Consider the following 16,490-nt stretch of genomic DNA (forward strand, 5'->3'; position numbering starts at 1 on the left):
ATCTGTCCGTTAGATCTCAGGCGCCTGAATGACGGCCTGACGTCGGTTTCTTCCACCGAGGAAGACGCTCTCGAACGCGTACGTCTCGACGACCGCGCTCATGTCGCTCTGATCGAAACTGTCCCGCTCCACGGAGCGCACGGTCGGGTCGAAGAGCGACTGGTCCGACCGGCGGCCCGCGATGACCGCGTTGCCGCAGTGCAGGTCGATGGTGATCTCGCCGCTGACGTGGCGCTGGGACTCGGCGATGAACGCGTCGAGCTGTGCCTTCAGCGGGTGGTGCCAGTGCCCGTGGTAGACGAGGTCGGCCCAGGCGGTGTCCACCTGTGCCTTGAACGCCAGCTCCCGCTTGGTCAGGCAGAGCCGTTCCAGGTCACGGTGCGCGGTGAGCAGCACGCTGGCGGCGGGCGCCTCGTAGACCTCCCGCGACTTCAGGCCCATGATGCCGTCCTCGACGACGTCGATCCGCCCGATCGACCGGCGGCCGGCGACCTCGTTGAGCATGCCGATCATCTCGTTCATGCCCTTGACGTCGTCCACCCGCACCGGCCGTCCCTCGCGGAACTCGACCGTGACGCGCACCGGCCCGGCGGCGTCCGCGGAGACCGGGTGCCACCATTCGTACTCGTTGACGTCGATGTCCTGCTCGAGGTCCTCGATCTCACCGCTGCCGATCGCGCGGCCCCAGCAGGTCTTGTCGTCGCTGATCCCCTCCTTGTAGGTCAGTCCGAACTCCTGCGCCAGACGGCGCTCACCCGCCCGGGACAGGTTGAGGTCCCGGATCGGTGTGACCACCCGCAGTTCCGGCGCGAGCAGCGTGAACGTGTTGTGGAAGCGGAACTGGTCGTTGCCCTTGCCGGTGGAGCCCTCGGCGACCGCGTCGCAACCCTGCTCGCGGGCGACCTCGGCGACCCGGGCCGCGATGAGCTGGCGGGTCATCGAGCTCGACAGCGGGTACCCGCCGTAGCTGCCGTTCGCGGCGACGGCGCGGGGGATCCACTCGTCGGTGAACTCGCGTCGCGCGTCCACCGTGATCAGCTGCAGTGGCAGGCCGGCGACGCGCTCCCGCGCCTCCGCCAGGCTCGCCTCACCCTGGCCGACATCGACCATGATCAGGATGACTTCCTTGGCGGCGTACTCCCGCTCCAGCAACTTGATGCAGACCGTGGAGTCGAGGCCGCCGGAGTATGCGAGGGCGACCCGGTTCACGGGTGTGATGCCATCCTTCGGCATCGATGCTCCTTTCGTGTCAGCCGACGGGTGTGTGACGGACCTTGGCGGCTATCCGGTCCGGCAGTGTGGCGATCCGGGTGAAGCCCCGCCCGGCCTCGTGGTCGAACGAGTCCTGCCGGTCGTAGGTGGACAGCGCGTAGTCGTAGAGCGCGTGGTCCGACTGCCGGCCGACGATGCGGTGGTTGCCCTTGTACAGCTCGACCTCGATCTGCCCGGTCACGTACCGCTGGGTGTCCTCGGCGAACGCCGCGAGCGAGCGCCGCAGCGGCGAGAACCAGTAACCCGCGTAGGCCAGGCCGGCGTACCGCGGCGCCACGGTGCGCTTGAACTCCAGCGTGTCCCGGTCGAGGGTGAGCTCCTCGAGGTCCTGGTGCGCGTGGTGCAGGATGACGGCCGCCGGGGTCTCGTAGATCTCCCGCGACTTGATGCCGACGACCTTGTCCTCGATGTGCTCGATGCGGCCGACACCGTGCCGGCCGCCGAGCTCGTTCAGCCGGATCGTGAGCGTCACCGGGTCGAGCTTCTCGTCGTCCAGCGAGACCGGGCGGCCCTGCTCGAAGCCGATCCGGACGCGCTGCGGCTCGTCCGGCGCCCGCCGCGGTGACACGGTCCAGGTGAACACGTCCTCGGGCAGCGGGAGGCTGAGATCCTCGATCGGGCCGCACCCGATGCTGCGGCCCCACACGCTCTCGTCGTAGCTGTACGTGGCGTCGGCCGTGACCGGGACGTCGATGCCGTGCCTCCGGGCCCAGGCGACCTGGTCCTCCCGGTTCTGCAGGGGCCAGTCGAGCAGCGGCTGCATCACCGTGATGCCCGGCCGGATCGCGGCCGCGGCGAGGGCGAAGCGCAGCTGGTCGTTGCCCTTGCCGCTGCACCCGTGCGCGACCGCGTCGGCGCCCTCCTGGTCGGCGATCCGGAGCAGCTCCTGGGTCAGCAGCGGCCGGCCGATCGACGACGCCATCGGGTACCGCCCCTGGTACAGCGCGTTCGCCGCCATGCACGGGAAGGCGAAGTCGGTGACGAACCGCTCGCGCAGGTCGCTGACCACCACCTTGGCGGCGCCGATCCGCTCGGCCTTGACGGCCGTCTCCGCGAGGTCACCGGGTTGCCCCAGGTCCCCGATGAAGGCGATCACCTCCGCGCCGTAGTCCTCCTGGAGCCACTTCAGGACGGTCGAGGTGTCGAGCCCACCGGAGTAGGCGAGGACGATCTTCTTCGCGCGTTCAGGCATGTGAGCCTCCCCGTTCGGATAATTCGGCCGGTGATGGTGGAAGGGGCTCGGCGGGCACCGCGGCGGACTCGGCGCGGCGGCGCAGCAGAGGCGGAAGGCAGAGCTGGGCGGACCACACGCCGGCGACCGCGACGAGCACCCAGAAGACGCCGGCGTTCGCCGCGTAGAGCAGGCCGCCGATGACCGGGCCGAGTCCGTTGCCGGCCGCGATGGCGGCGCCGTACATGCCCTGGTAGCGGCCCACGATGTGCGGCGGGGCGAGTCCACCGAGGTACGCCGCGGCCATCGAGGCGTACATCATCTCGCCGAACGTCCACACCGCCACGGTCACGGCCAGCCAGGACATCGAGCCCGCGAAGGCGGTGGCGGCGAGCCCCAGGCCGGTGAGCAGGTTGCCCACCGCCAGTACGTACTCGGGTCGCTGGCGCGAGACGGCCGCGGTGATCGGCAGCTCGAGCACCAGCACGATCAGGCCGTTCAGGCCGATCAGCAGGCCGAAGCTGGTCGGTGACAGGCCCGCGTCGGAGACGTGCAACGGCAGCCCGACGGTGGACTGGATGTAGACCGCCTCCGCGACGAACGTCATGATCAGGAATCGGCGCAACCGGCGATCCGCGAACGCGGTGCGGTACCCCACCTTCTCCGTGAGCACCGACTCGGACTCGGACCGGGCCGCCTGGTACGCCGCGGGATCGCGCACCAGGACCGCGGTGACCACGCCGAAGACCAGCGCGGCCACGGCGTTGCCGTAGAAGAGCAGCTCGTACGAGGAGGCCGCGAGCAGTCCACCGAGGACACCGCCGATCGCCGCGCCGATGTTCATGGCGAAGCGGAAGACCCCGGCCGCGGCCAGCCGCTGCTTGTGGTTGAGCCCGTCGACCAGCAGCGCCGCCGCGGCGGGCCGGTAGATCTGGGACACGGTGCCGACCAGGAACACCAGCAGGATCAGCATGGGCAGCGGGTCGACCAGCGGCACACCGGCGGTCAGCACGCCGGTGAGCAACCCGGACAGCGTCATGGTCCACCGGCGGCCGAGCCGGTCGGCGAGATGCCCGCCGATCGCGTTGCCCAGCACGTTGCCCAGCCCGGCCGCGCCCAGCACGAACCCGGAGGCCCAGGCGGAGTGGTGGGTGACGGTCACGTACAGCACGATGAAGACCGGCAGGAAGTTGCCGGCGCGGTTGACCAGGATGCCGGCGCTGACCAGCCAGACCCGCATCGGCAGGTAACGGACCGCCTGCCAGAACCGCAGGTCGTCCTCCGGCGGCGTGGTGTCCGTCGTCATCGCACGGCCTCGGTCTCGATCCGTACGGCGGCCACCAGCCGTTCACAGTTCGCGACGGCCTCCTCGGCGGTCTCGCCCCGCGCGATCACGTGGCCGACCCGGTCCTCGCTCCAGCGCAGCTCGCGCACCACGTCGCCGGGCGCGACCTCGATCTCCAGCTCGACCAGGGCCGGGTCCTCCCGGACCGCCTCGGTGCCGGTGATCGCCACGACCCGGCCGGCCGGCGGCGTGAGGAACCGGATCGCCGCGCCCGCCACCGGCTTCGGTGGTTGCCGCAGCGGCTCGACCAGCCCGAACGGGATGCCGATCCCGTAGCGGTCCATGTCGACGCCGTAGGCGATCTCGGCCAGCTCGTTGATCCGGTCGCCACCGACCCGGTTGTGCGACTCGATGATCCGCGGCCCGCGCCCGGTCAGCTTGACCTCCGTGTGCGCGGGTCCCTCCGTGAGCCCGACCGTGTCCAGGAACCGGATCACCAGCTCCTCGACCTCTTCGAGCACCGCGCTCGGGTGCCGGCTCGGCATGGAGTGGCCGAGCTCGACGAAGGCCGGGCCGCTCACCTTGTCGGTCACCGCGACCAGCACGTGGCGGCCGTCGAAGCTGACCGTTTCCACACTGATCTCCGGGCCGTCCAGGAACTCCTCGACCAGGAACTCGTCCAGCGGCCCGGCCAGGTCGATGACGTCGAAGGTGGCACCGGCCTCGTGGTACCGGTCCACGATCGTCGCCAGGTCCGCCTCCTCGTGGGCCGCGAAGATGCAGATGCTGCCGCCCTCACGGGTGGGCTTGACCACCACCGGCAGGCCGTGCTCGCGCACGAAGCCGCGCAGGTCCTCCTCGGTACGGCCGACCGCGTTCGCGACCGGGCTGACCCCTGCGGCGTTCAGGTGCGCCCGCATGCGCGGCTTGTCGAGCAGCATCTCCACCGTGGCCACCGAGTTGCCGCCCAGCCCCAGGTCCTCGGCGATCCGCGCGGCGGGCAGCAGGCCCAGTTCGAAGAGCGAGAGAACCTTCTGGAACGGGTACGCCGCATGCAGTGCCCGGACCAGCGGCAGCAACCGGTCGATGTCCGAGTAGTCCAGGAGCAGCGCCTGGTCGACGTAGTCCCAGTGCTCACGGCGGTACGAGTCGGGGTACTGGACGTAGACGACGTCCAGGCCCAGCTCGCGTGCCTTACGAACGATCTTCGGCTTGCCGCCGATCACGAGGATCCGGGGTCGCGCGGAAGCGGTGTCTGACATGATTGAGAGCTCTCCTTCGGCCAGGTGAGGGAGGGTCATCGCCCGCCCGCCCGGTACAACGAGTCGCCGATCGGGATGCCGGCGAGTGCGGTGCGGTCGACCTTGCCCGGGCGGTTCAGCGGCATCTCGGCCAGCCAGACGTGGAACCGGGGGATCATGTGGCCCGGCAGGTGGTCGCGGAGGTACTCGACGAGGGCCTCGTCGGGCGACGGCGTGCCGGACAGATAGGAGACGAGCGCGGTCCCGCCCGGCGCTCGCGGGTGGACCAGTACGGCCGCGTCGGTGACCCCGGGGAATCCGCGCAGCGCGTGCTCGACCTCGCCGATCTCGACCCGGAACCCGTTGATCTTCACCTGGTCGTCCATCCGTCCCAGGTAGACGTAGTTGCCGTCCGCGTCGACCGTCGCGCGGTCACCGGTGGCGTACATCCGCCGGCCGGGCTCGTCGCTGAACGGATCCGGCAGGAACGCCGAGGCGGTCCGGGACGGCAGGCCGAGGTAGCCGCGGGCGAGCCCCCGGCCCGCGATGTAGATCTGACCGACCTCGCCGTCCGGGACCGGGCGCAGGTCCTCGTCGAGCAGATGGATCCGCACGCCGCCGTAGGGCTTGCCGATCGGCGCCCGCTGCGGGGTGGTGGAGTCGCAGACGTACCAGGTGGCGGCGACCGAGGCTTCGGTCGGACCGTACCCGTTGTGCACCACGAGGTCGCCGGCCGCGTCCGCGAGTCCGCGCCCGTCCAGCTGCGAGCTGCCGGTGATCACCAGTCGCACCCCGGCCGCGGCCAGGCGCGGCAGCAGCGACCGGCCGTACGGCCCGACCACGGCGGACGGGAGGTCCAGCACGGTGGCGCCCAGCGCCCGGGCATCGCGGACCAGGAGCATCGCCTGCGGCGCGCCCGGCGCGGAGGTCGCGATCGCGGCACCGCAGGCCAACGTCATCAGGCAGTCCTGCATCGACACGTCGACGGTCGGCTCGGCCGTCCAGAGCAGCACGTCCTCGGGGCGGATCAGGTCCAGTTCGTCCCGGCAGGCGACGATCAGATTGACGATCCCCTCGTGCGGCACGCCGACCACCTTCGGCCGGCCGGTCGAGCCCGACGTGGTGATCGCATAGGCGAGGTCCTGGGCCGCTGGCGCCGGCAGACCGGCACCGGTCGAGGGCTCGCCCGCCAGGCCGGGATCGCCGATCAGCAACGCCCCGGGCAGCCATTCGACCGCGGCGTCCGCGAGCACCAGGGTGCACTCCGCCTCGCGGAGCACGTCCCGGCTGCGGGCCGGCGGCCCGGCCGGGTCCAGCGGCAGGCACGCGGCACCGGCCCGGATCGTGGCCCAGAGACCGAGCACGGCGGCCGGGCCGCGCGGGGCCACCAGCCCGACGACCGTGCCGGGACCGGCGCCGAGGCGCCGGAGCCGATGCGCCAGCCGGGCCGTCTCCGCGCCGAACTCCGCGTAGGTCCACGACCGGCCGGACGTCCGCACCGCGGTCGCGTCCGGACGGGTGCGGAGCTGGTGCTCGAACATCTCGCCGAGGGTCACGGCGGTCCGCGGGGGCGCGCTCACCGCTGACCTCCCGTGGGTTCGGCCGCGGCCGGCCGGCGCACGCTCAGCGGCCGCAGATCGGTCCAGACCTCGTCGATGTGCGCGAGGCACTCCGCCCTGGTGCCGGCCGGGCCGGTGGCCCGCCAGCCGAGCGGAAGATCACGATCGGCCGGCCAGATGGAGAACTGCTCCTCGTGGTTGACCACGACACGGAACTCCCGCCGTTCATCGTCGAACATGTGCCCCTCGGTCCCTTCAGGTCATTCGTGCTCGGGCTGGTCGGCCAGCGCCCAGCCGACGGCGCCGGGGAGGACTGCCTCCCAGGCGGCATACGTGTGGCCGCCGTCCGCGAACTCGGTGCGGACGACGTGGCCCCGGCCGGCCAGGTCCGCGGCCGTCTGCTTCGTCGCCTCCACCAGGCTGAGCCCGTCGTCGAGCAGGATCTCCTCCTCCTCGCGCCCGGCCGCCAGGAACAGGCGCACCGGCTGGGCGCCGACGCCGTCGCCGTCCGGGGCCGGGCCGAGCCGATGGTCGGTGAGCGGTCCGGAGATGCCGGCGGCGCCGTCGAACCGGTCCGGGCGGCGCAGCGCGGCACGGACCGCGGCGATCGCGCCCAGGCTCGCGCCCAGCGCGACGACCCGGTCGGCCCGGTCCCGTTCGCCCAGCCACGTCCGCAGGTACGGCAGGAGGTCGTCGGCGAGCAGGTCCACGTAGCCGTCGTCGAGCAGCTCCGTGCGGCGCGACTCCCAGTCGGCGGGGCTCAGGAAGACCGCCGCGGTCACCGGGATGTGCCCGGCCAGGGTCAGCCGGTCCAGGATCACCGGCAGCCGCATGATGTCCACCAGCTCCGAGCCGTCGAGCACCACCAGCAGCCGCCGGACCGGCGCCGCGTGGTCGGTGCCGGAGACGAAGAGGTCCACCCGCCGGTCGCCGCCCAGCCGCTCGGAACGCCAGGACCGGCGTTCCAGCCGGTGCTCGCGGGACACCCCGGCCAGGTCGGGCCGGCTCTCGCCGAGCAGCGCCGTCGCGTACGCCGCCGGGGTCCGGTGCTCCATCATCAGGCGCAGCGGGACCTCGCGGCCGAGCAGCCGCCGGACCGCCGCGGTCGCCCGCGGTACGAGCAGCGAGTGCCCACCGTGCTCGAAGAAGTCGCCGGTGGCCGGCACCGGGCCGCCCAGCACCGTCGACCACGCCTCGGCCACCCGGGCCTGGAGCCCGGTCTCCGGTGCCACGTCCTGCTCCGCGCCCGGCGGGGCGGCCGTGACCGGCGGGAGCGCCGCGCGGTCCACCTTGTTGTTCGCGGTCAGCGGGATCCGCGGCACCTGCACGACGTGGTCCGGCACCATGTACGCCGGGAGGGTCTCGCCCAGCCCGCGGCGCAGCGCGGCCCGGTCGACCGGCTCGGCCGCCACCACGTACGCCACCAGCGCCGGTCCGGTCCGCAGCTCCGCCCGGAGCACGATCGCCGAGGTGATCCCGGCCTGGCGCAGCAGCGCGTGCTCGATCTCGCTGGTCTCGATCCGGAAGCCGCGGATCTTCACCTGGCGATCCGCGCGGCCGAGGAAGTCGATCTCGCCGTTCGCGAGGTAGCGGCCCAGGTCACCGGTGCGGTACATCCGGGAGCCGGGTGGACCGTACGGATCGGGGACGAACGCGGCCGCGGTGAGGCCGGGCCGCCCGTGGTAGCCGCGGGCCAGGCCGTCACCGCCCAGGTAGATCTCACCCCGCGCACCGGCCGGGACGTGCCGCAGGTCGCGGTCCAGCACGTAGACCCGGGTGTGCGGTACGGCGTGGCCGATCGGCACCCGGCCGCTGCCGGGGTCGCCGTCGAACACGGTGGCCAGCACGGTGCACTCGGTCGGCCCGTACGACGCCGTCACCCGGCAGCGCGGCAGCAGCTCCCGGATCGCCGCGAAGCTCCTGGGCGTGACCACGTCGCCGCCGACGATCAGCTGGCGCAGCCCGCCCAGGGCCGCGACGTCCCGTTCCACCAGGAGATCGAGCTGAGGAGAGACCAGCTTGAGCGTGGTCACGGCGTGCTCGCGGACAAGGGCGCCGAGGTTCTCCTGAAGCGTTCCGGTGTCGGTCACCACGACGCGCCCGCCGTTCGCCAGCGCCGTCCACTCCAGCGCGGCCACGTCGAAGGTCAGCGGCCCGGCCTGCAGGAACGTGGTCCCGGGCCCGACCTCGAGGTAGCTCGGGGCGCCGGCGACGAGCCGGCTCAGCCCTCGGTGGGTGACCGCCACGGACTTGGGCGTCCCGGTCGAGCCGGACGTGGAGATCAGGTACGCCAGGTCGTCGGGTCGCGCGGCCGGCGGCAGGTCACCGGCCGCGTCGCCGGCGAGGCCGGGCGCGCCGGCACCGGCTTCGAGCACGGGCGTGGAGTGCGCCGGGAGTGCGCCGCGCAGCGACGGGCTGACCACGGTCAGGACGGCACCGGAGTCGTCGAGCAGGAACGTCAGCCGCTCGGCCGGGAAGCCCGGGTCGAGCGGAAGGTACGCCGCACCGCACTTGAGGATCGCGAGCAGCACCACGTACCGCTCGATGCCGTGCTCCAGGCAGACCGCGACGACGCGCTGCGGGCCGGCGCCCCGGGTGACCAGGTGCCGGGCCAGCCGGTCGGACCGCTCGTCCAGCTCGCGACAGGACAGTGCACCGTCCGCGGCGACCACCGCCGGTGCGTCCGGCGCGGCCGAGGCGCGGGCCCGGAACAGCTCGACCACGGTGGTCTCCGGTGCCGACGACGGGTCGTTGCGGGCGTGCAGGGCCGCCAGCTCCTCGTCCGTGGTCAGGACGAACTCGCGCAGCGGCCGCTCGGGCTCGGCGATCGCGCGCTCGAGCAGGCGGACGTACCGGGCCGTGAGCGCGGCGACGGGCTCCCGCTCGAACAGGTCGGGACGGTAGAGGAAGGACGCCCGGAGGCGGCCGTCGACCGGCATCGTGGTGAGCGAGAGGTCGAACCGGGCGGTTTCCGGGACCTCCGGGTACCACCAGATCGGCGCGTTCGGCAGCTCGGTCAGGGCGAGCCGGTCGCCGGCGTGGTTCACCGCGACGTCGAAGATCGCGTTGCGCCGGTCCGCCGCACCGCTGCGCAGCGCGCCGACGATCTGCTCGAACGGCGCGTCCTGATGGGCGTCCGCGGCCATCCACGCATCCCGGGTGCGGACGATCAGCTCCCGGAAGGTCAGATCGGTCCCGGACACGTCCACCCGGACCGGCACCGTGTTGACGAAGAACCCGACCACGTCCTGCAGGTCGTTGTGCGGGCGGTCGGAGACGATCGCGCCGACGACCACATCGGACTGGCCGGTGAAGTCGGCCAGCGTCGCGGCCAGCGCGGCCGTCACCACGATGAACGGCGTCGCCCGGGACTGCCAGGCCAGCGCCGTCATCGCGGACGTGGACTCCTCGGACAGCTCCTCGACGACGCTCGCGCCGTCGCCCGCCGCGACGGCCGGGCGCGGACGGTCGAGCGGCAGCTCCAGCCGGTCGAGGCCGGCCAGCGCGCCCGACCACCACTCCAGCAGCGACGCGAGCCGTTCCTCGGTCAGGAACCGCCGCTGCCAGACGGCGTAGTCGCCGTACTGGACCGGCAGCTCCGGCAGTTGCGCCGGCCGCTTCTCCAGCGCGGCGTCGTACAGCTCCATCAGGTCCCGGGGCAGCACGTCCATCGACCACCGGTCGGTGATGATGTGGTGCAACACCATGTACAGCCCGGGTCCGTCGTCCAGCTCCGCGCCGACCAGCCGGAACAGCGGCGGGTCGGCGAGGTCGAAGGGAGCGGTCGCGGCGGCCTCGACCGCCGCGACCCAATCCCGGCCGCTCCAGGTGATGGGGATCTCGACGTCGTCGAGCACCTCCTGGGCCGTGGTCCCGTCCGGGCGGAGGACGAACCTCGTCCGCAGGATCTCGTGCCGTTGCACCAGCCCGGCGAAGGCGGTGGTGATGGCCACGGGGTCCAGTCCCTTGGGGAAGCGCCATCCACCATGGATGTGGTACTGGTCGTGCGCGGAGTCCAGCTGGCGTAGCCACCAGAGGCGCTCCTGACCCACCGACAGCGGGTATCCGCTCGTCACGGGCTCGCGGTGCAGTGGGAACGGGTTGGCGGGGCGCTTCTCACGTCGGGGCATGGCCACCAGGTCCATACGGGAGGTTCCGGTGCGCGCACCGGAACGGGCGGGTGTGCGGACGTGCCGGTCAGGCCACCGGCGTCGTGGCGTCGGCGGCCGGCTCGGCGTCCTCCCGGACGGCGGCGACCGCGGCCACGATGGTGTTGACGCTGCGGAAGGTGCCGTGCTGGAGGCTCTCCGTCGGCAGTTCGACGTCGAGCGCGTCCTCCAGGTTGAGCATGAGACCCATGCAGGAGAGCGAGGTCATGCCCATGTTCCACAGGTCGTCGTCGGGGGCCAGCTCGCGGCTGCCGAAGTTGAGCTGCTCCTGGACGAGTTTGCTGACGAGGTCCCGGAGGGACTGATCGGCGTTCGTCACCGCGATTCTCCAATGCCGCTCGTGGCCGGGGCCAGGGAAGGAGCGTCGCCGACGCGACGCAGGTAGCGTGCGACCCGGCGCGCGCCGACGAGGCTGCCCTCGGCGTACCAGAGCACGTCGGGGCCGAGGGCGTATCCGGAGCCGATCTTCTCGTAGAACTCCGTGCCCCGGGCGCGGTAGTACGCGGCCAGCTGCGTGGTCGTCATCTGCGGCGCGGCCTCCGCGCCGGTCTCGAACCAGGCGGCCATGTTGTGCTGCACGTACTCCTCGACCGAAGCCTCGACCGTCCGGGTCTGGATCGGCTGGCGGACCGGGTTGAACATCGGGTCGATGGTGCCGGGCTTGCCCTGCAGCTCGTTGGCGACGTGCGTGGCCAGCAGCGGGGCGCAGTGGAACCCGTCCCGGTAGGTGCCGGTCATCAGGTAGAGCCCGGAGGTCGGGAGCCAGCCGATCATCGGGAAGCCGTCGAGCGTGACCGGCCGGTTGCCGCTGAGCCACTGCAGGACCTCGTGCCGCGCGATCTGCTCGTCCAGCTGCTGCATCGAGTACTGGGCGAGGTAGCGCACATCGGCGATCCAGGTGACGCTGGCGATGTCGTCGACCAGGCGGTTGGTGGCGCCGAGGTACTCCCGGCCGGGGCCGGCCGGCACGACGTGCAGGCCACAGGCGAAGCCGCGGTTCGGCGTGCGCACCACGCTGCGGAACGGCTCACCGGCGGTGCGCTTGGCGATCATCGCGAACCCGAGGCCCGGGAACGTCGGGATCAGCTCGGTCTCCTTGGCCACGGTCCGGACCAGGGCCTCGCTGCGCGCGCCGACCGCCACGACGACCTTGCCCGCCTCGATGATGCTGCCGTCCTCGAGCTCGACCCCGGTGACGGCGTCGGCGTTACCGGTCAGCCGCCGCACGGTCTGGTCGAGCAGCGTCGCACCGGCCGCGTCGAGCCGGGTCTCCAGCGCGGCGAGCACGCCGCGCGCGTCGACCGCACCCTCGTCGTGCAGGTGAACGGCGCGCAGTGCGCGCGCGTCGGTCCGCGGCCGGAAGCCGGGGATGTCCGCCGGGTCGATCGGGGACCAGGGCTTGCCGTACTCGTCGAGCGCCTTGAGCATCGCCTCGAAGTTGACGGTGTCCAGCTCGGCGCCGATGGCGTTGAGCACCACGTGCGTCTCGGTGGCGGTCTGCAGGGGGAACCCGGTCGAGGAGTGCTCCTCGAGCTTGCGCAGGACCTCGGGCCAGCGGCTGTGCGCCTGGACGCCGAGCTCGAACCGGGTGCGCGAGGCGTCCGTGCGAAGCGACTCGGAGGTCACCTCGCCGAAGCAGCCGAGCATCGCGCCGGCCGCGCGGCTCGCCCCCGCGTCACGGTGGCTGGGACCGACCACGACGACGGACCCGACCTTGCGTTCCACCAGTTCGTCGGCGAGAAACAGGCCGAGCGCGCCGTTGCCGACGATGACCACATCGGCCTGCTTCGGCGCTGCAGTGTTTCTGACACCAGGATGTTCCATCGAAATCCTCCGATAAACCGTAAAGCAGGCATGGAGCATTCACATCACCGAAGCTCTACCGTTTCGGCAATGGCTTTCACGGGTGCGGACTTTCACGGGAACGCGACGCGTCATTACGGCTCATTGCTGACCGGGCTTCTCGATATTTCCGCACAGAAATGGTCAAGAATGCCTGGGTGTGCGCATTTTCGGGCGCAATTAACCCATGAGCCGGACTGTGGCGGTCGGCTGCGCGATGTATATGCTTGTCGGCTTGGCCGCGGCATGATCGCATGACCGGCAGGCGCGCCGGTGCGATCGTCAGCGGTGCTGAGGTGGGCGAAGTCGTCGCGCGCACAGCACAATATGTGATCACTTAATAGTGATCACAGAGCGGCCCTGGAGGCCCCGTTTCCCCCGTTGCAAATCCCCCGTTCCGGGATGACTGCGAGCGCCGAGGCTCGCGGGCATCCTACGTCGATTCGTCACTCTCCGAACATCGATCGTCGACTAACGACTCTTGGAGTTTAGACGGGGCGCCTGCTGGGTGCAAGCAGTTAGGCGTTAAGAGATCGAACGAATTGGCCCGCAATAAGTTGACCTTTGTTTGGGGAGTCTTTTTGCAGGTCAGCATCGCTGTTTCGCATTGATCAACACATTGAATATTGATCAGGAACGGGGCGGCGGCGGGCAAGTTTGAGGATCATATGCAATTTGCAGAACGGCAATCGCGTGCCCGATGTCCGGCTTGCGGGGTTTGGTGAGGCCGGGGCGGACGACGACGCCGCCCGCCCCGGGGAGGGGGCGGGCGGCGCGGGAACGCGGAGCGGCGGCGGTCAGCCCTTGACGCCGCCGGCGATGAGGTCGAGCTTCCAGTAGCGCTGGAGGAAGAGGAACAGCGCGAAGATCGGGATGATCGACAGCAGCGCGCCGGTGATGACGAGCGTGTAGAGCGCGGGCTGCGAGGCGCCGCGGTTGAGCAGGGAGTAGAGGCCGACGGTGAGCGGGAAGCGGTCGTCGTTGGCGAGCATGATGTACGGCAGCAGGAAGTTGTTCCAGATGCCGATGAACTGCAGCAGGAACACGGTGACCAGGCCGGGCATCATGACCGGCAGGCCGATCGACCACAGCATGCGGAACTCGCCGGCGCCGTCGACGCGGCCGGCCTCGAGCATCTCGTCCGGGATCGACGCGGACGCGTAGACCTGGCAGAGGTAGATGCTGTACGGGCTGATCACGCTGGGCAGGATGACCGACCAGTACGTGCCGACCAGCCCGGCGGACGACAGCAGCAGGTACTGCGGGATGGACAGGGTGATGCCGGGGACGAGCACGCCGGCCAGCAGCGAGCCGAGGATCAGTTTCTGGCCGCGGAACCGGTACTTCGCCATCGCGTACCCGCAGGTGGCGGAGATGATCACGGTGAGCAGCGCGCCGCCGCCGGCGTAGATGAGACTGTTGAGCGTCCACTTCCAGAACCGGCCGTCGCCGAACTCGTTCAGCGTGCGCACGTTCTCCATGAACCCGCCGTTGAAGCTGGGGAAGCCGGAGAACGTGGTGAACAGCTCGCCCGGGCCCTTGGTGGAGGCGAAGACCAGCCAGACGACCGGCGCGATCGAGTAGAGCGCGCCGAGCAGCAGCAGGATCGTCGGGATGAGTTTGACGCGCCGATTCACGACGACCTCCGGGCACGGAACCGGAACACGGCCAGGGCGGCCAGGGACAGCAGTACGGTGACCAGTGCCAGCAGGACGGACGTGGCCGCGCTCAGGTAGATGTCGTTCTCGATGAAGCCCTGCTGGTAGATCCGCATCAGCGGCACCCAGTCCGGCGTGATCGAGTTGGTCATCGACTTGACCGTGTTCGGCTCGCTGAAGACCTGCAGCATGCCGATCAGCGAGAACACCGACGTCATGATCAGGGCGGGGGCGAGCAGCGGAATCTTGATCTTCCAGGCGATCTGCCACTCGGACGCGCCGTCGATCTTCGCGGCCTCGTACACCTCGGCCGGCATCGCGCGCAGCGCGGTGTAGAGCACCACCATGTTGAAGCCGACCGAGCCCCAGATCGCGATGTTCGCGATCGAGAAGTAGATCGACACGTCGCCGAAGAAGTCCGGCGCCGGCAGCCCGGCCTCGGTGAAGATCCGGGTGATCGGGGAGACCGCGGGCAGGTACGTGAAGCCCCACAGCACGGACGCGATCACGCCCGGCACCGCGTACGGCAGGAAGATGGCGAGCCGGGAGAAGCTCTTCAGCCCGACCTTGGGCACGTCCAGCATGAGCGCGAACGACAGGGCCAGGCCCATCGTCACCGGCACCATGATCACGCCGTACGCCAGCATGCGGACCAGCGCCTCGTACATGGCCGAGTCGCCGATCGCGGAGAGGTAGTTCTCCAGCCCCACGAACACCTCGGTACGCACGCCGAAGCCCCGGCCGCGCACCCGCATCGCGTGCAGGCTCAGCCAGATCGCGTACCCGATGGGAATGAGGAAGAACGCTATGAACAGCAGGACGGCCGGCGCGGCCATCAGATAGGGCGCCGCACCGGGTCCCCGGCGTCGCCGCCTCGTGACAGTGGTCATGTGTGTTTCCGTTCCGGCGGAGACGGCCCGCCGGTCACCAGGGACCGGCGGGCCGAGAAGATCAAGCGACCTGGTAGCCCTGCTTCTTGAGGTCCTCGAGCGAGGTGTTCTGGACCTGGTCCGCGACCGCCGTGAAGTCGGTCTTGTTCTTGACCGCGGTCGGCAGCAGGTCCTCGAACGCGCCGTACGTGACGTTCGTGTTCGGACCCCAGCTGTCGAAGCCGCGCGCGGTCTTCGCGATCGCCGCCGCCGTCGTGTAGTAGTCCGGCTGCGCCGACATGATCGCCGGCGGCGCGCCCAGCACCTCGGCGGTCTGGCCGGCGGACGCCGCCGGGTACAGGCCGATCTTGGCGAGCGCGGCCAGTGCCTCCGGGTCGGAGTTCAGCCACTTCGCGAACTTCGCGGCCTGCGCCTTCTGCGTCGACGACGTGCTGACCGCGGTCGACGAGCCGCCCCAGAAGCCGGTGTACTGCTCGGACGCCGACCACTGCGGCATCGGCGCGGCCTTCCACTTGCCGGCCAGCCCCGGCGTGACACCGGTCAGCACGCCCGCGCCCCACACCGCGCTCGGCCAGGCGATGATCGTGCCGTCGCTCATCTGGCTGTTCCACTGCGGCGTGTACATCGGGTCGCCGAGCAGGTCGCCGGAGTTCACCAGCCCGCCCCAGAACGAGAGCATCTTCTTGGTGGCCTCGTCGTTGACCGCGACGGTCCAGGCGTCGTTCGAGTTGCTCCACCACTTCGAGCCGGCCTGCTGCGCGAAGCCGGCCAGCCAGCCCGCGTCGCCGGGGGAGAACGTGGTCAGGTACTTCTTCGGGTCCTTCTGCCGCACCGCCTTGGCCAGGACGCCGAACTCCTCCCAGGTCTTCGGCACCGAGAAGCCCATCTCCGTGAAGATGTCCTCGCGGTAGAACAGCATCATCGGGCCGACGTCCTGCGGGATGCCGTAGGTGGCACCGCCGAACGACGTCAGGTTCCAGGTGCCCGCCGGGAACGCGCTCTTCGTCGTGTCGTCGATCGCGCTGGTCAGGTCCGCGAGCGCGTTGTTCGTGATCAGCGTGGGCAGCGCCTGGTACTCGGCCTGCACCACGTCCGGCGCGTTGCCGGCCTTGACCGCGGTGAGGAACTTGGAGACCAGCTCGTCGCTCGCGGCCTGCCCGCTGAGCTGCACCTTCTGGGTCGGGTTCTTCGAGTTCCACAGGTCGACGACCTGCTGGATGTTCTCCGCCCAGGCCCAGAAGACCAGGTTGGCCGGGGCGTTCTCGTCGCCCTCGATCGCCGGTGCGGCGCCGTTCTCGCCACCCTCGTCGTCGCCGGTGCCGCACGCGGCCAGCAGCATCGCGGCCGAGGAGGCGGCCAGCAGGGACCTTCTACGCATGATGTTCTCCGCTTTCGCAGGTTTT

The 16,490-nt window shown here is 70.7% G+C and carries 12 protein-coding genes; all 12 read right to left on the reverse strand.

Translation table 11 applies throughout. The features are described 5' to 3' along the window. Positions 1-9: 9 nt before the first annotated feature. Positions 10-1,233 (reverse strand): argininosuccinate synthase, encoded by a 1,224-nt coding sequence (gene argG, locus J2S44_RS35240; protein ID WP_310423153.1) that lies wholly within the window; start codon positions 1,231-1,233, stop codon positions 10-12. Between the two features lie 16 nt (positions 1,234-1,249). Further along, positions 1,250-2,464, reverse strand: a complete 1,215-nt coding sequence (locus J2S44_RS35245; RefSeq protein WP_310423156.1) for an argininosuccinate synthase — start codon at positions 2,462-2,464, stop codon at positions 1,250-1,252. After that, positions 2,457-3,749, reverse strand: a complete 1,293-nt coding sequence (locus J2S44_RS35250) for an MDR family MFS transporter (protein WP_310423158.1) — start codon at positions 3,747-3,749, stop codon at positions 2,457-2,459. The genes J2S44_RS35245 and J2S44_RS35250 overlap by 8 nt, the downstream gene beginning before the upstream one ends. Further along, the gene (locus J2S44_RS35255; RefSeq protein WP_310423160.1) at positions 3,746-4,990 is read right to left on the reverse strand and encodes an ATP-grasp domain-containing protein; all 1,245 of its coding nucleotides are present in this window, start codon (positions 4,988-4,990) and stop codon (positions 3,746-3,748) included. The genes J2S44_RS35250 and J2S44_RS35255 overlap by 4 nt, the downstream gene beginning before the upstream one ends. Positions 4,991-5,025: 35 nt before the next feature. After that, the gene (locus tag J2S44_RS35260) at positions 5,026-6,549 is read right to left on the reverse strand and encodes an amino acid adenylation domain-containing protein (protein WP_310423165.1); all 1,524 of its coding nucleotides are present in this window, start codon (positions 6,547-6,549) and stop codon (positions 5,026-5,028) included. Further along, on the reverse strand, positions 6,546-6,767 hold the full coding sequence (locus J2S44_RS35265) for an MbtH family protein (RefSeq protein WP_310423168.1): 222 nt from the start codon (positions 6,765-6,767) through the stop codon (positions 6,546-6,548). Before J2S44_RS35265 ends, J2S44_RS35260 begins: the two co-directional genes overlap by 4 nt. 21 nt (positions 6,768-6,788) lie before the next feature. Beyond that, entirely contained in the window at positions 6,789-10,658 is a 3,870-nt protein-coding gene (locus tag J2S44_RS35270; RefSeq protein WP_310423171.1) for a non-ribosomal peptide synthetase, read from the reverse strand. A gap of 67 nt (positions 10,659-10,725) precedes the next feature. After that, a complete protein-coding gene (locus J2S44_RS35275) occupies positions 10,726-11,016 on the reverse strand; it encodes a phosphopantetheine-binding protein (protein WP_310423174.1) in 291 nt (96 codons plus the stop codon). Continuing rightward, positions 11,013-12,473, reverse strand: coding sequence for an NAD(P)/FAD-dependent oxidoreductase (locus J2S44_RS35280; protein WP_310423177.1), 1,461 nt, complete (start codon positions 12,471-12,473; stop codon positions 11,013-11,015). Before J2S44_RS35280 ends, J2S44_RS35275 begins: the two co-directional genes overlap by 4 nt. 863 nt (positions 12,474-13,336) lie before the next feature. Then, a complete protein-coding gene (locus J2S44_RS35285) occupies positions 13,337-14,176 on the reverse strand; it encodes a carbohydrate ABC transporter permease (protein ID WP_310423180.1) in 840 nt (279 codons plus the stop codon). Next, positions 14,173-15,087, reverse strand: coding sequence for a carbohydrate ABC transporter permease (locus J2S44_RS35290; RefSeq protein ID WP_310423182.1), 915 nt, complete (start codon positions 15,085-15,087; stop codon positions 14,173-14,175). The genes J2S44_RS35285 and J2S44_RS35290 overlap by 4 nt, the downstream gene beginning before the upstream one ends. Before the next feature lie 61 nt (positions 15,088-15,148). Further along, positions 15,149-16,465 carry an ABC transporter substrate-binding protein gene (locus tag J2S44_RS35295; protein ID WP_310423187.1) on the reverse strand — a complete coding sequence of 439 codons (1,317 nt, stop codon included), beginning with the start codon at positions 16,463-16,465 and terminating at the stop codon, positions 15,149-15,151. Positions 16,466-16,490: the final 25 nt, after the last annotated feature.

The sequence above is a fragment of the Catenuloplanes niger genome, from assembly GCF_031458255.1.
GTDB classification, from domain to species: Bacteria; Actinomycetota; Actinomycetes; order Mycobacteriales; family Micromonosporaceae; genus Catenuloplanes; species Catenuloplanes niger.

Bases quoted from the DNA above. Each gene is read 5' to 3' on its own strand.
- J2S44_RS35250 (WP_310423158.1), bottom strand. From the start codon at position 3,749: ATGACGACGGACACCACGCCGCCGGAGGACGACCTGCGGTTCTGGCAG.
- J2S44_RS35245 (WP_310423156.1), bottom strand. From the start codon at position 2,464: ATGCCTGAACGCGCGAAGAAGATCGTCCTCGCCTACTCCGGTGGGCTC.
- J2S44_RS35265 (WP_310423168.1), bottom strand. From the start codon at position 6,767: ATGTTCGACGATGAACGGCGGGAGTTCCGTGTCGTGGTCAACCACGAG.
- argG (WP_310423153.1), bottom strand. From the start codon at position 1,233: ATGCCGAAGGATGGCATCACACCCGTGAACCGGGTCGCCCTCGCATAC.
- J2S44_RS35270 (WP_310423171.1), bottom strand. From the start codon at position 10,658: ATGCCCCGACGTGAGAAGCGCCCCGCCAACCCGTTCCCACTGCACCGC.
- J2S44_RS35255 (WP_310423160.1), bottom strand. From the start codon at position 4,990: ATGTCAGACACCGCTTCCGCGCGACCCCGGATCCTCGTGATCGGCGGC.
- J2S44_RS35295 (WP_310423187.1), bottom strand. From the start codon at position 16,465: ATGCGTAGAAGGTCCCTGCTGGCCGCCTCCTCGGCCGCGATGCTGCTG.
- J2S44_RS35290 (WP_310423182.1), bottom strand. From the start codon at position 15,087: ATGACCACTGTCACGAGGCGGCGACGCCGGGGACCCGGTGCGGCGCCC.